The organism is Streptomyces sp. NPDC031554 (assembly GCF_055580685.1).
The window spans coordinates 140,825-155,785 of the sequence record NZ_JBVIKX010000015.1 but is presented as its reverse complement, the minus strand read 5'-3'; the positions used below and the strand labels follow the sequence as shown (position 1 = coordinate 155,785).

Below are 14,961 nucleotides of genomic sequence, written 5' to 3'. Positions count from 1 at the left end.
ACATGATGGACGAACGGCAGTTCCACGAGCTGCGTACCCGGGTCGAACAGTGGGTGGAAGGGCCTGGTGAGCGCTGGGCCGAGCGCATCGAGGAGACGGGGCAGGTACCCGAGGAGCTGTGGGCCGAACTGAACGGCCTGGGGTTCCTGCGGACAGCCGCTCCCGAGGAGTACGGGGGTCAGGGGCTCGGCTTCGCGCGCTGGATGGAGCTGATGGAGGTCTTCTCCCGCTCGCACGGCTCCATACGCATGATCGTGCACGTGGTCAACGGCATCTGGCGATCGATGGACGGCCACGCCGACGACGAGCAGCGCAAGCGCTTCGTCGTCCCCTCCGTCACCGGTGAGATCAAGATCGCGTTCACCCTCACCGAGCCGGGCAACGGCACCGGCGCGGACATCACCACCTCGGTGGTGAGGAAGAAGGACACGTATTACCTCTCGGGACGCAAGCACCTGATCACCTTCGGGGTGCGCTGTGACTACTACCTGCTGGCCGCCCGGGTCGAGGGCAGCACCGGGCACGAGGGCACGGTGGCCCTGCTGGTGCCGCGCGACGCCCCGGGCGTCACGGTGGAGGACACCTCCCGCACCATGGGCGTCACGGGTACCGACCACGCGTCGCTGACCTTCGAGAACACTCCGGTGCCGGTCGACCACCGGCTGGGAGCGGAGGGCCAGGGCCTGGAGGTCTTCCTCGGCGGCTTCCTGACGCCGTCCCGGATCTCCGTGGCGATGAGCTGCGTCGGGCTCGCCCAGCGCGCCCAGCAACTGGCCGTCGAGTACGCCCGTGACAGGGTGACCTTCGGCAAGACGCTGACCCAGCGCCAGGCCATCCAGTTCATGCTCGCTGAGAACGCGGCGGACATCGAGGCCGCACGGCAGTTGGTCCTGCACGCGGCGCGCCGCTTCGAGGAAGGGGCGGACGACGCCTCCATGCAGTCGTCGATGGCCAAGATGCACGCGGTCACGATGCTGACGAACGTCACCGACAAGGCGCTCCAGGTGCACGGCGGACTCGGTTACTGGAAGTCGCAGAAGATCGAGCGCGTGTACCGCGACGCCCGTGCCCAACGCTTCGAGGAAGGAACCAACGAGGTGCAGAAGGCCGTTGTGTTCCGCGAGTTGCTCCAGCGCGCCACTTCCCCCGACGGAGAGGGAACGAATCGATGAACAGCCCGCGACACCAGCCGACGCCCGACCGCGAGCAGGTCTCGCTGATCACCGGGGCCTCGCGCGGCATCGGCCGCGCCCTGGCCCTCACCCTCGCCGGCCGCGGTGGCACCGTGATCGTCAACTACAAGAAGAACTCCGATCTGGCGCAGAAGACCGTCACCGAGATCGAGGAGGCCGGCGGTCAGGGTTTCGCGGTCCGGGCGGACGTCGAGACCACCGAGGGCGTCACGGCGCTGTTCGACGCGGTGGCGCAGCGCTGCGGACGGCTCGACCACTTCGTCTCCAACGCCGCGGCGAGCGCGTTCAAGAACATCGTCGATCTCGGCCCGCACCACCTGGACCGTTCGTACGCGATGAACCTGCGGCCTTTCGTCCTGGGGGCGCAGCAGGCGGTGCGGCTGATGGACAACGGCGGGCGGATCGTCGCGCTGTCCTCCTACGGCTCCGTCCGCGCCTACCCCACCTACGCGATGCTGGGCGGCATGAAGGCCGCCATCGAGTCGTGGGTGCGGTACATGGCGGTGGAGTTCGCGCCCTACGGCATCAACGTCAACGGGGTCAACGGCGGTCTGATCGACTCCGATTCGCTGAAGTTCTTCTACGACGTCGAGGGCATGCCGCCCATGCAGGGCGTCCTCGACCGTATTCCGGCGCGCCGTCCGGGCACCGTGCGGGAGATGGCCGACACCATCGCCTTCCTGCTCGGCGAGGGGGCCGGCTACATCACCGGGCAGACACTCGTGGTGGACGGCGGGCTCAGTGTCGTCGCGCCGCCGTTCTTCGCGGACGCGGGTGAGGCACTGGCACTGCCGCCCCGGCCGACGCGCGACGCCTGAACGGGACGACCGGGAGGAGAGAGGGACGGAAGGTGTTGGACCACGTCTTCAGGCCGTGCGCGATCGGTGGTCTGACGGTGCCCCACCGCATCGTCATGGGTGCCATGCACCTGAATCTGGAGACCCTGGACGACGACGGGGCCGCCCTGGCCGCGTTCTACACGGAGCGGGTGCGAGGCGGCGCCGGCCTCATCGTCACGGGCGGCTCCGCGGTGAACCGGGCGGGTTCCGGCGGCCCCGGTTACGGCGTGCTCGACGACGACAGGCACAGGTCGGCGCTGCGCCGGGCCGCCGAAGCGGTTCACGACGCCGGAGGTCTCATCGCCCTCCAGCTCTTCCACGCCGGGCGGTACACGCTGCCCGGCGCGGACGGCGCGGTGCCCCTCGCGCCGTCCGCCGTGTACAGCCGGTTCTCCCGCTCCGTTCCCCGGGCCATGACGGAGGAGGAGATCGCCGGCACCCTCGCCGCCTTCGGCCGGGGAGCGGAGGCGGCCCGCGCGCTGGGCTTCGACGCCGTCGAGGTGATGGGCTCGGAGGGTTATCTGGTCAATCAGTTCACCGCGCCCGTCACCAACCGGCGTGACGACGCCTGGGGCGGTGACGCCGTACGGCGCCGGCGCTTCCCCGTCGAGGTGCTGCGGGCCGTACGGGCCTCGGTGGGGTCGCGTTTCCCGGTGCTCTTCCGGATGTCGGGGGCCGACCTCGTCGACGACGGCACTCCGTGGCAGGAGACGGCGGCGCTCGCCGTGGAGCTGGCCGGAGCCGGCGCCGACGCGCTCGCGGTGGGTGTCGGCTGGCACGAGTCCCCCGTGCCGACCGTGCAGGCCCAGGTACCGGCGGGCACCTGGGCCGTGTACGCCCAGCGGGTCAAGCGGACGCTGCGGGCGGCGGGTCACGGAGCGGTGCCCGTCATCGCCTCCAACCGCTTCAACCGGCTCGCGCAGGCGGAGGACGTGCTGGCCGGAGGCGACGTCGATCTGGTGGCCATGGCCCGCCCGTTCCTCGCGGACCCGGCTGTCGTCGACAAGTCCCGTACGGGCTCGGACGCTTCGGTGGACCTGTGCATCGCCTGCAACGAAGCATGCATCGACCGGTCCTTCGGGACCGGGCGGGTGTCCTGCCTGGTGAATCCGCGGGCCGGCCACGAGCGCGAGTTCCCGGCCCTCCCCCCTCCCGCCCGCCGGGGCAGGTACGCCGTGATCGGCGCGGGGCTCGCGGGACTGGAGGCGGCCCGCACCCTGGCGAGGCTCGGGCACGAGGTCGAGGTCTACGAGGCGGCGGACGAGCTCGGCGGTCAGTTCCGGCTGGCCGCCCGGGTGCCCGGCAAGGCGGACTTCGCCGCGACCGTACGACAGCGCGAGAGGGAGCTCGAGGATCTGCGCGTGCCCGTGCACCTGGGGCACCGCATCGGGGCACGGGACGTGTCCCTCCTGCGCGCTGTGGACGGGGTGGTCCTCGCCACGGGGGTCCGCCCTCACCGGCCGGACCTGCCGGGTGTCGGTCTGCCCCATGTCCTCGACTACGCGAGGGCGTTCGCCGACCCCGGTGCCCTGGGTCCGCGCATCGCGGTCATCGGCGGCGGCGGGATCGCGGTGGACCTGGCGCACCTGCTCGCCGGCGGTTCCTCCCCCGCACCGACCCCGGAGGAGTTCCTCGCCTCCCGCGCCCTGACCGCGCCGCCCGAGGCGGTCCTGACGCCACGGCCGGCCGGCGCCCCGGCCGGTGGCCGCCGGGTGACCGTGATGCGGCGCGGCGGCAGGATCGGCACCGGGATCGGCCCGTCCACCCGGTGGGTGGTCATGGAGGAACTGCGTGCCCGCGGAGTGCGCCTGCTCACCGGCGTCACGTACGAGGAGATCACCCCGGACGGCGTCGTCGTCGAAGCCGGGGGGAAGAGGGAGCTGGTCGCCGCCGACCACGTCGTCCTGGCCACGGGCCAGGAGAGCAGGCGGGAGGTCGCCGCCCTGCTCCGCCGGGCCCGGGTCCCCTTCGAAACCGCCGGTGGCGCCGCCGACGCCCGCGCGCTCAACGCCGTACGGGCCACCGCGCAAGGGCTGCGTGCCGCGCACCGCATCGCGGGAGGTGCCGGGTCGAGGGGGTAGGGACGGACCGGACGGCGCGCGGTCCGAGGTCCTCGGCCGATGCGGGGCGCGGCACCGTGCGGCCGGGCGGATCAGCCGGTCTCGGCCCGCAGGTAGCCCGGCAGGCTCTGGCGGTTCTTGACGGCCAGTTTGCGGTAGACCCTGGTCAGATGCTGTTCGACCGTACTGGGTGTGATGAACAGCTTCTCGGCGATCTCCCGGTTCGTGTACCCCATGACCGCCATCGAGGCGATCCTGCGCTCGGAGTTGGTCAAGGAGGCGACGGCTGTCATCCCCTCCTCGTCCTCCGCCGGGCCCGTCTCACCGCTCGTGTCCGGCAGCAGTTCCCTGCACAGGGGTTCCGCCTGGCAGAGACGCGCCACCCTCCAGGCACGACGGATGATCACCCGCGCACGGCTGTGCTTGCCCAGTGCGTGGTAGGCCCGGCCCAGGTCGGACAAAGTCCTGGCGAGTTCGTAGGTGGAGCCTTCCGCCTCCAGGATGTCGGCGGCCTCGGCCAGCAGACGCGGGCGCTGTCCCAGCGAACTGAAGACGGCCGTCAGCCGCAGGGCCAGTGCCCGGCTGACGGTGTCCTCCGGGCCGGGGAGCGCCAGCTGGTCCTTCACCAGACGCCTGGCCTGGTCGCGGTTGCCCTGCACCAGCCACGCCTCCGCCGCGCTGGTCCGCCAGGGCACGATCCCGGGCAGGTCCAGGCCCCACTTGCCCATGAGCTCGCCGCAGGAGAGGAAGTCCCCGAGTGCCGCGCGCGTCCGGTTCACGGCCAGGTGATAGTGCCCACGCGCATAGAGGTAGTGCAGGCCGTAGCGGCTCTGGAACATCTCGTCCGGGACGCCCTGGGTGACGAGTGCCGTGGCCCGGTCGAGTTCTCCCATGCGGGTGTGGGCCAGGATCAGAGTGCCCAGGGGAAGGCCGACGGCGGTGCCCCACCCCTGGACGGGCACATGCTCCAGAGCGCGCACGGCGCGGTTCGTCGCTTCCCTGAGGTCGCCCCCGCGCAGCCGGGTCTCCGCCTCCGCGGCGTTCAGGATGCCCTGCCACATCGGGGAGGGCTGTCCGTTGCGACGCTCGTCCAGGCTTCGGCACCGATCGGCCGCGTCACTCAGCCGGCCGCTGTAGACGAGGGACATCAGCGCGAGGAGAGTGGCCTCTTCGGCCCAGGGGGCGCTGTGGTTGAGGTCGAGCTGACCGAGGACGTGCGAGGCCCATTCCCGCATCTCCCCGCTGCGTCTGCGCACGAGGCCGCGGGACAACGCGCCGATCGACTGCAGCCAGAAGGCGCGGCCCCGGGTGGTGGGCGCGCCCTCGGGCCGGGTGGGGGCGGGCCCGCCGTGCACCCCTCCCGCGAGCGGCGGATACGTACAGGCCAGCCATACCTCCATGTCGTGCAGTTCGGCCAGTTGGTCCGGCGCGCCGGACGAGGGGGCGATCCCCGCGGACGGCAGACGCGCCGCCCGTCTGCGGAGCAGCGAAAGGATGTCGGCGGCCTCCTGTGTACGGTGCAGCCACAGCAGTTGCCGCACGAGCAGCATCGCCTCGTGGGGATCGAGCCGGTCGCTGCGGACGGCCTCGGTGAGCGCGATCAGGTGCCGCAGCGACGCGGAGGGGTTGAGCTGCCATTCGGCCTGGGCGAGCCTGGCTCGCACCGTCCACCGGTCCCGCTCGTTCGTGCAGGCCCCCTGTGCCGAGGTGAGGTACCGCAGGGCACGCTGCACCTCGCCGTGCAGCAGCGCCTCCGAGGACGCCTCCAGCAGAACGCGCAGCGCCCAGGGCTCCGGCACCTGCCCGGCCTCGGCCAGGTGGTGGGCGGCGTCGGCCACCGTGCCGCCCTGGTTGTACGCCAGTCGCGCGGCCCGCCGGTGCAGCCGGGTGCGGTCCGCGGCCGGCAGGTCGTCGAGCACGGTGCGCGCGGCCAGTTCGTGCCGGAACCAGCCTTCCCCGAGCAGACCTGCCTCGGTCATGGTGCGCAACGCCCGCTCGACGGTGCCCGGGTCCACGTCGGCCAGCATCCCGAGCTCCTCCGACGAGGCCCCCTCGCCGTGGACGGCCAGGGCACGGGCGACCCGCAGGGTGTCGGGGTGACTTCGGTGCAGGCAGTTCAGCAGCGCACGTCCGTAACCCTGCCGGCGGGCTTCTCCGCCGAACCGTTCGTCGTGGATCAGGGCGTCGAGCAGCAGCGGGTTGCCGCCGCTGTAGGCGGTGAAGGCGTCGCCGAGCTCACAGGCCGCCCTCGCTCCCAGACGCAGACCCGTCAGGGTGCGCACGGCCCGCGCGGAAAGAGGCCCGAGGCGCAGGGACACGACGGAGGACTGGCGCAGCAGTTCCGCGTGGAACGGGGAGTGGGTCCCGCTCGACTCGGCCAGTTCGGTCAGCACCATCAGGAGCGGTGCCGAGCTCAGTCGCCGGACCAGGTACAGCAGGCACTGCTGCGAGGCGGCGTCCATGCAGTCGATGTCGTCCGCGCACATCACGACCGGAGTGGTGGCGGCCAGTTCCGTGACGGGCAGGAAGAGGTCGTACAGGATCTCGGCCCGGTTGCGCTCCACGGCCTTGCGCATGCTCTCGGCCCGGGTCGACGCCCTGAGCCCGCGCAGTATCGGGGTGACACGTCTGCGTAATTCCACGGGGAGAGCCGGGTTGTCGAACAATTGGCTGAGTGCCCCGAACGGCAGGTCCCGCTCCTCGGAGGAGCAGACCGCATTGAGGAGGATGGCTCCGCCGGCCTGGGCGTGGTGCGCCACTTCGCGCAGGAACTCCGTCTTGCCCGCCCCCACGGTCCCTTCCAGGAGGATCACCTGCCCCGCCGCGGGCTGCGGGGAGGCCAACCAGGACCGGACGTGCGCGAGTTGCTCCTCGCGTTCCATCAGGACGGCTCTCCCTGTGTCATGCGGAACGGAATCAATCGAAGATCCCTCCAGCGACAGCTCCCGAGTCATATCTTCTCCCGCGTCACATTCGGACCGTCGACATTTCGGCCCGCCTGAGTGGACATCACAGACAAGAAGCTCACGCATCTTCCCTGAAAGGCTGTTCACGCTGTTCCCCGTACCACGCTAACCCCATTGATAGCGTTGTCACCGGTGTCGCATTCCATGCGCACAGCCGTCACACAGCGGAACCGCATCCGCACCCATCGTCGAGCAGCGGGGCGAACCGGCTCCCGGGAACAGCATTATGCTAAATATTTCAAGCATTTTCATGGGATGTTTTCGGACTGCGGAACACAGTCGGCGCCGACGCCAGCGGGAGTCCTAGATAAAACTTTCAACAATTGGTCAAGCTTGAAACGATTCATCGCATCCTCGGCACCCTCGGCATCCATTTTCAGCCGATCATTGGCGCAATCCGATCAAAGGCCGGGGAAATGCCCCACCCGACGCGATCCGGTGCACTCGTGGCCCTCATATCGTGCCCTTTCCGCCCTCCCGCCGTTCGGCAAGAAGGTTCGCTTTCCCCCGCCGACGGGGTGCTCCACGGGATAAACCCGTACGGATACCGAGCTTTCGGCTCTGCTACTCCGGAGTAAGGCCTACTTCGACCATACCGGCACACGATGAGGACTGATGCCGGAGCCGCGGAAGGGTTACCAGGAGTTCAAACACGCGACACCGCGTTCGACCAATTCCCGGACCGAAACCAGGGTCCGGTCGGCGGTCTTCGCGGTCAGCACGTGTTCCCGCAAGGGCCGACCCTCGGGACCGGTGGCCACCGAGACCGGCCTGGACGGGGACGTCTCGACGGGCTCGTGCACGGCGTACGGTGCGGCGTCGGCTCGTGGGCGGCGGTCGGGACCTTCCGCGAGAAGCGGTCCGCGCAGGGGGTGGTTTTTCCCCCGGATCGGACAGGTCCGTCGCGTGACGGGTACGCGCCCCGCACCCCGGCCCCCGGACGTGCACCGCTACGACGGGAGGCCGGTGCCACCGTCGGGGGTGGGGCGGACCAGGCCCGTCCGGTAGGCGATGACGACGAGTTGCGCCCGGTCGCGGGCCCCCAGCTTGGTCATGGCGCGCTGTACGTGGGCGCGGACGGTGAAGGGGCTGAGGAACATCCGCTCGGCGATCTCCTGGTTGGACAGGCCGGTCGCGACCGCGGCGACCGTCTCGCGTTCGCGCGGGGTGAGCGCGGCGAGCTGTTCGGCGTGGTGCGGCGGGACCGCCTCCGGTGTGGCCAGGAAACGGGCCACCAGGGAGCGGGTGGCGGCGGGAGACAGGAGGGTGTCACCGTCGGCGACGGTCCGCACGGCGTCCGCGAGGTCCTCGGCCCCGATGCCTTTGCCGATGAAGCCGCCGGCCCCCGCGCGCAGCGCCTGGGCGACGTGTTCGTCGGTCTCGTACGTGGTGAGGATCAGTATGCGGCTCGCGCGCAGTTCCGGGTCCGCGCAGATCTCGGCCGTGGCGGTGAGACCGTCCACCTCGGGCATGCGGATGTCCATGACCACCACGTCCGGGCGCAGCTCGCGGGTGAGCCGGACCGCCTGCCTGCCGTCGCCGGCCTCGCCGACCACGGTGATGTCGTCGGCGCTGTCGAGGAGCATCCGGAAGGCGCCGCGCAGCAGGGCCTGGTCGTCGGCGAGCAGCACTCTGAGCGTCACAGCGCGTCCCCGGCCTCCGCGTCGCCCGCCCGTCCGCCGCCTGCCGCTTCGCCGACCGTCCGTTCCCCGGTGGTGGTCGCCCCGTCAGTCCTTCGCGCCGCGTCCTTGAGGGGCGGCAGGGGGAGCCGGGTGGAGACGAGGAAGCCGCCCTCCGGACGCCTGCCTGCGAAGAGGTCCCCTCCGACCGCGGTGGCACGCTCACGCATGCCGATCAGGCCGTACCCGGGGGGACCGCCCGGCGCCGCCGACGCGTTCGGTCCCGTGGCGGCGACCCGCGCCGTACGGGCACCCTTTCCGTCGTCGGCGACGGTGATGGTCACGTGATCGCGTTCCCAGGCGAGGCGCACCCGGGCGCTACCGGTACCGGCGTGCTTGGTCACGTTGGTCAGTGCCTCCTGGACGATGCGGTAGGCGGTGAGGTCCACTCCCGGCGGCAGCGGCCTGGCCGTGCCCTCCTGGTGCACCGACACTTCCAGACCCGCGTGGTGGAAGGATTCGAGGAGCGTGGGAAGCCGGGACAGGCCGGGCGCCGGTTCGGCGGGCGGGGCGGCCTCCCCGGACCGGCGCAGCAGACCGACCGTGGCCCGCAGGTCGTCGAGCGCGTCGGTGGTGGTCTCGACGAGCTCCTCGAGGCTCTTGCGGGTCTGTTCCGGGCGGGTGTCGAAGAAGTGGGCGGCGACCCTGGCCTGCGCGTTGGCGAGGGTGAGGTGATGGGCCACGAGGTCGTGCAGTTCCCGGGCGATGCGCAGCCGCTCCTCGGCCACTCTCCGGCGCGCCTCGCCGTCCCGGCTCTCCTCGGCCCGCCGGGCCCGCTCCTCCACGGCCCCCAGGTAGGCCCGTCGGTTCTGCACCGCGTGGCCCAGTACGCCGGCGACCAGCGGGAACGCCGCCACCACCGCCATCCTGCTCGCGTCCTTCCACGAGACGTCCCCGAACAGGGGGATGGAGACGGCCAGCACCGTGGAGGTGAGCGACACCGCGCCCGCCGCGCGCCGTTCGGTGCCCGCAGCGAGCGAGCAGGAGTAGGTGGCGATCACGGCGGGGGCCACGACGAGGGGGGTGAGCAGGAGACCCAGGGGCGACACCAGCACGCCGACCGCGGTCGTGGCCGCCAGCGCGGCCAGGGGGACCCGGTGCCGCAGCGGCAACACGGCACAGGAGACCGCGGCGACGACGTAGGCGGCGGCAGGCGGTGCCGACAGCGTGTCGTCGGCCTGTATCACCCCGCCGAGCAGACAGAACGCGAACGCCGTCGCCGTGATCGCTCCCTCCCGCCGCCACGCGCCGCGTGTCCGCCGGCCGCCGCCGTCCGTGTGCGTCGTGGCCGGCCCGGTCCCGGCCCGCCGGGAGGCGTCGCCCCGCCGCGTCGAGCCCGGTCGCGCAGGCCGGGACCCGCCTGCTCGGTGCCTCACCCTCGATGTCCGCATGCGGCGACACACGGTTCAGGGCACGAGGCGGCGACCGGACCCGGTGGCCGAGCGGTGCCCGGGCCGCGGGCGTGATCGCCGTCCGGACCACGAAGGCGTCGAAGGCGACGGCGACCGGCCGGACCGACGCCCGTCGCCCGGCCGGGCGGGCTGTTCATCCCGACGAGTCCGGCGAACACGCCGGCCGTCACGCGCCGGCACCGCCGTCCGATCCGGTGAGGGAAAGCCCTCATCTGCTGATCACTCCAGACACCATCCGACAAGAAGGACGCGCGGGGTCTCGCGCACCCCCACACTTCCCCGCTGCGCCCTGGCGGGCGTCGTCCCCCGCGGCCGTCCTGGCCTGGTGCGCCCGGACCACCCGTCCACCTGCTGCGGTGCCTGCGCACCACAGGTCGGCCCGGCCTCGACGAGAGGTGCCCCGGCGTCCTCGACGAGGCCGGCGACCACGTCGAGGACTCCGGACAGGTCGGACGCGCCGCGGGCCGGACCACGGGCGGGGGCAAGGCCTTGGACGGGTGCAGGACCATGGGTGGGTGCAGGGCACCCTCCCTGGACCTCGCTCGCGGTCTTAGCGTCGGGTCATGAACGATGAACGAGTGATCGCGGACCTGCACGTCCGGTGGGTGTTCGGATGGGAGCGCGACGAGGGCGACGAACCGTTCGACTTCCGGCGCGCCTTCGGCGAGTTCTACGATTTCACCTCTTCGGACGTCCGGCTCTACGACGACTTCGACCCCGCGCAGCGTACGGCGACGACAGCCTCCGGGTACGGCTCGATCTGGGAGCCCGCCTTTGACCGGATGCTTTCCGCGCACCATGGCATCGACGACGGCCCGCACGTCGTCGTCGACCGCGATCTCGCCGCGTCCACCCTGACGTTCGTGGCGCGGATCACCACGCCCGACGCCCTCACCGACGTTCGCACCACGACCTCGCTGGTCTGGCGCCGAACGCCGGACGGCTGGCGAATCGTCCGCGAGCACAACTCGACCAAGGTCCTGCCCGCGGGAGAGCTCGACGGGGCGCTGCCGGTGCGCGCGACCTCCTGACCGGTTTCGCCGGCCCGGCCGGGTCCCCTCCCGGGAGGGGACCCGGCGACCTGTGAAGCGGCCGTGAGGCCGAGCACCGCTGCCGTACCGGGTCATGGCGTCGAGGAGGACGGGGGCAGCGTGAGGGCCGAGTGGGCCGGCCGTACCGCCGCGGAAGGCATGGTCACGAGGTCGCGCAGCCTGGCGTTGCGTTGCTCCAGGGCCCGCGCGGTGGTGGGGAAGAGGGTGGCCGCACCGTTGTCGACCAGTGCCTGGTTCACTGCCACGAAATCCCGGGTCCCGCGTTCGTAGGCGGCGAAGGCCGCGGTGTGGTCCCGGTTCCCGGCCAAGGCGTCGGCGAGCGTGTAGGCACCGACGAGCGCGAGGCTCGTGCCTTGTCCGGTGAGGAACGAGGGTGCGTACGCGGCGTCGCCGACGAGCGCGACGCGGCCGCTGGACCAGTGGGGCATGCGGATCTGACCGGCGGTGTCGAAGAACAGGTCATCCGCCTCGCGCATGGCGTCGACCATGCCGGGGACCTCCCACCCCGCGCCGGCGAAGGCCCCGGCGACCAGATCCCGCTGGGCATCGGCGTCCCGGAGGACATCGAGTGGCGGCCGTGGCCGGTGAAAGGTCAAGAAGGCGTGCAGGTCGTCGTGGTCCCCGACGGCGTAGAGGGCCGCGGCTCTCCCCGGGGTGTTCCACAACTTGATCTCGTGGGAGAGCCCGAAGGTGTTCGGCATGGTGAAGAGGGCGAAGCAGTAGCCGAGGTGACGGTGGAACCGTTCTTCGGGACCGAACAGGGACTTCCGGGTGTGCGAGTGCGTGCCGTCGGCGCCGACCACCAGGTCGAACGTGCGATGTCGCCCGCTGCGGAAGGTGACATCGACCCCCCGTTCGACCTGGTCGAGGGTGTCGACGGAGTCGTCGAACAGGAACTCCACGTCGTCGCGGACCCTCGCGTGGAGGATCGAGGTCAGGTCCCCACGACGCACCTCGAGGTCCTGTCCCCCGGCACCGCCGGCGACGACGCGCGGAGCGAGCGAGGCGACTTCGCCGCCGTCGGCGTCGAGGAAGGTGCAGCGACGCGTCTCGACGTGCGCGTCCCGCAGTCGCGGCAGTATCCCCATCCGGCGGGCCACCTCGATCGCGGTACCGCGGACGTCGACCGGGTAGCCGCCGTCGCGCGGTGCGCCCGCCTTCTCCACCACCGTGACCGCGTGTCCGGACCGGTGCAGCCAGTACGCCAGCGCGGGTCCGGAGACACCGGCCCCGGAAATCAGGACCGCGCGCTTCGCGCTGGTGCCCACGTCCGTCGAACGACCGGTGAGTGTCATGCGCCGGCCTCCTTCCCCTTGATGCGGACGACGAGCAGTGACACCGCGGCGACGAGGCCGGCGACGGCGAAACCCGTGACGAAGGCCGTTTCGGTCGGCCGGCCCGTCGTCGGGTCGGCCCCGGCGGCGAGGATCGCGCCGCCGACCTGGACGCCCAGGGCGACACCGATCACGCGTGTCACGATGAGCAGGCTGGTGGCGATGCCGGTGTCCCTCGTCTCGACGGCGGTGGCGGTGCCGGCGAGCAGCGCCGTGGTCCCGGCACCCGCGGCGAACGCGGTCAGCGCCTTCGCGAGGACGAGCTGCCATGCCGCGGTGTGCAGCGACGCCAGGGCGATCATCGTGGCCGCCGTGACGACGCCGCCCCCGACGACCACGGCGTGCGGCCCGAAACGCCTGGCGGCGATCCCGCCGACCGAATCGCTCACCGCGCCGGCGATGGCGCCGGGCAGCAGGAACAGCCCGATCTCGGTGGTGCCGGCTCCGAAGCCGTACCCCTCGGCCGGTACCGCGAACAGCTGCGGAAGCAGAAGGAGCACCATCCCCGAACTGATGGTGATGACGAGGGTGAGCACGCACGAATGCCACACCGCGGGCTTCATCAGCATGCGCAGGTCGACCATCGGTGAGGCCGCCCGGCGCTCGACGGCGACCCATCCGGTCGCGAGGGCGGCCACGACCGCCGCGACGGCACCGACCGCGAGTGGCGGCAGGCCTCCGTCCCTGGTCACCGTCACGAGCCCGAGCATGAACGCGAGCAACGTGGCGCTCAGCAGGACCATGCCGGGCCAGTCGATCCCGTCGTCGTCCGACCGGATCGGCGGGTCGTGCGGCATCAGCCGAGCCACCACCGACGTCATCACGATGATCGCGATCGTCGGCAGCGTGAACATCCAGTGCCAGGACAGTCCTTCGGCGATCGGCCCGGCGACCAGCGTTCCCACCATGCCGCCACCCGTGAAGAGCGCGACGACCAGTCCCATGGCGACCTGCGACTGTCCTGCCGTGAGGTGTTTGCGCACCAGGATGAAGGAGAGGGGCAACGCGCCCACCATGACGCCCTGCAGTACCTGACCGAGCAGCAGCACCGGCAGGTTCGGCGCCAGGCCGGCCGACAGACCACCGGCCGCGACCACCGCCATCAGCCGGACCAGCACGCGTTTCCCACCGTAGCGGTCGCCGAGTTTGCCCGCGACGGGGGTGACGACCGCGCCGGTGATGAGCAACGTGTTGCCGATCAACGCCCCTTCGGCAGGACTGACCCCCAACTCGCTCTGCAGCAGCGGGAGCGCGGGCTCCACCACTGACTGCAGGGTGCCGAGGGCGAGCGCCAGGACCCCGAGGGCACCGATCGCCAACCTCCCGATCCGGACCGGAGACACCACGGCTTCGACCGTCGACGTCTTCTCCAACACCTGTCCATCACTCCAGACATCACCGGGAAAAGAGGAATGCGCGAGATGCGCGCGCCATCCACCCTTCCCTCCGGCGCCCCGCCGGGCATCGTCCCCCGCAACCGTCCTCCCCGGTGCACCCGCACCAGCCGCTCACACGGGCTGGTGCCCACGCACTACAGGCCGGCCCGGGGAGTGTCGTCGAGGGGCACGGTCGGCGACGCGGGCAGGTCGGCGGCCACCGTGCCGAGCAGCGCGAGGGCCTGCCGGGAAGCGCTGCCGGGCTCGGCCTGGTACACGACGAGCTGCTGGCCCGGCGCGCTGTCGACGGTGAACGAGTCGTAGGCCAGGGTCAGTTCGCCGACCTGGTGGTGGTGGAAGGTCTTGGCCTCATGAGCTTTGCCCCGGACATCGTGCCGGGCCCACAGGGTGCGGAACTCCGCGCTCTTCAGGGACAGTTCGCCGACCAGTTCGGTGAGCCGGGGATCGTCAGCCAGGTCGCCGCTGCCCGCGCGCAGGGCCGCGAGCCCGGACCTGGCGACCCGCTCCCAGTCGGGGTAGAAGTCCCGGGCGTCCCGGTTCAGGAAGATGAACCGGACCAGGTTGGTCTCGCCCTGGTCCAGCATCCCGGCGAAGAGGGCGCGTCCGAGGCGGTTGCCGGCGAGCACGTCCAGCCGGCGGTCGAGGACCAGTGCGGGGGTGTGATGCCAGCCGTCCATCAAGCGCAGCAGCCTCGGCCCGACCGGCGCGCCGGTGTTCCGCCTGACGGGGCCGGGAGTCGCACGGGCCAGCCGGTGCAGGTGCGCCGTCTCCTCCGGGTTCAGTCCGAACGCGTGCGCCAGGGCTTGCACCACCTGGGCGGAAGGGTGCTTCTCCCTTCCTTGTTCCAGTCGGGTGTAGTAGTCGGCGCTGACTCCGGACAACTGGGCGACCTCCTCCCGGCGCAGGCCGGGTGTCCTGCGCCGGCCCGACCAGGTCACCCCGGTCCGGTCCGGGCTGGTCGTCTCTCGCCGGGCGCGGAGGAACTCGCCGAGGGGGTTGTCACCGTCCATGCCGCAACGATAGGCGCGC

Annotated in this window: 10 protein-coding genes; 4 read left to right on the top strand and 6 right to left on the bottom strand. The window is 71.5% G+C overall.

What is annotated here, in order from left to right; all coding sequences use genetic code 11:
* Positions 1-2: 2 nt before the first annotated feature.
* Genes ACZ5FU_RS30845 through ACZ5FU_RS30835 form a run of 3 tightly spaced genes read left to right on the top strand, consistent with a single transcriptional unit; the run spans position 3 to position 4,113 of the window.
* Positions 3-1,172: an acyl-CoA dehydrogenase family protein gene (locus ACZ5FU_RS30845; protein ID WP_451525886.1), complete on the top strand. Its 1,170-nt coding sequence runs from the start codon at positions 3-5 to the stop codon at positions 1,170-1,172.
* Positions 1,169-2,011, top strand: a complete 843-nt coding sequence (gene chcA / locus ACZ5FU_RS30840; protein ID WP_451525885.1) for a 1-cyclohexenylcarbonyl-CoA reductase — start codon at positions 1,169-1,171, stop codon at positions 2,009-2,011. The genes ACZ5FU_RS30845 and chcA overlap by 4 nt, the downstream gene beginning before the upstream one ends.
* 32 nt (positions 2,012-2,043) lie before the next feature.
* Positions 2,044-4,113 carry an oxidoreductase gene (locus tag ACZ5FU_RS30835; protein ID WP_469047504.1) on the top strand — a complete coding sequence of 690 codons (2,070 nt, stop codon included), beginning with the start codon at positions 2,044-2,046 and terminating at the stop codon, positions 4,111-4,113.
* Between the two features lie 71 nt (positions 4,114-4,184).
* Here ACZ5FU_RS30835 and ACZ5FU_RS30830 read toward each other — a convergent pair whose 3' ends face one another.
* The 3 genes from ACZ5FU_RS30830 to ACZ5FU_RS30820 form a co-directional block, all read right to left on the bottom strand.
* A complete protein-coding gene (locus tag ACZ5FU_RS30830) occupies positions 4,185-6,974 on the bottom strand; it encodes a helix-turn-helix transcriptional regulator (protein ID WP_469047502.1) in 2,790 nt (929 codons plus the stop codon).
* Positions 6,975-8,008: 1,034 nt separating this feature from the next.
* Positions 8,009-8,701, bottom strand: a complete 693-nt coding sequence (locus ACZ5FU_RS30825) for a response regulator transcription factor (protein WP_451525882.1) — start codon at positions 8,699-8,701, stop codon at positions 8,009-8,011.
* Entirely contained in the window at positions 8,698-9,963 is a 1,266-nt protein-coding gene (locus ACZ5FU_RS30820; protein ID WP_469047510.1) for a sensor histidine kinase, read from the bottom strand. The genes ACZ5FU_RS30825 and ACZ5FU_RS30820 overlap by 4 nt, the downstream gene beginning before the upstream one ends.
* A gap of 749 nt (positions 9,964-10,712) precedes the next feature.
* On the opposite strand from ACZ5FU_RS30820, the gene ACZ5FU_RS30815 reads away from it, so the two are divergent.
* Positions 10,713-11,180: a nuclear transport factor 2 family protein gene (locus tag ACZ5FU_RS30815; RefSeq protein ID WP_468642182.1), complete on the top strand. Its 468-nt coding sequence runs from the start codon at positions 10,713-10,715 to the stop codon at positions 11,178-11,180.
* 92 nt (positions 11,181-11,272) lie between these two features.
* On the opposite strand, the gene ACZ5FU_RS30810 is transcribed toward ACZ5FU_RS30815, so the two are convergent.
* The 3 genes from ACZ5FU_RS30810 to ACZ5FU_RS30800 all read right to left on the bottom strand — a co-directional run bounded on the left by ACZ5FU_RS30810 (position 11,273) and on the right by ACZ5FU_RS30800 (position 14,942).
* Positions 11,273-12,496, bottom strand: coding sequence for an FAD-dependent monooxygenase (locus ACZ5FU_RS30810; protein ID WP_451525880.1), 1,224 nt, complete (start codon positions 12,494-12,496; stop codon positions 11,273-11,275).
* Positions 12,493-13,881 carry an MFS transporter gene (locus tag ACZ5FU_RS30805; protein ID WP_469047500.1) on the bottom strand — a complete coding sequence of 463 codons (1,389 nt, stop codon included), beginning with the start codon at positions 13,879-13,881 and terminating at the stop codon, positions 12,493-12,495. Before ACZ5FU_RS30805 ends, ACZ5FU_RS30810 begins: the two co-directional genes overlap by 4 nt.
* A 185-nt stretch (positions 13,882-14,066) precedes the next feature.
* Positions 14,067-14,942, bottom strand: a complete 876-nt coding sequence (locus ACZ5FU_RS30800) for a helix-turn-helix transcriptional regulator (protein ID WP_469047498.1) — start codon at positions 14,940-14,942, stop codon at positions 14,067-14,069.
* Positions 14,943-14,961 lie beyond the last annotated feature (19 nt).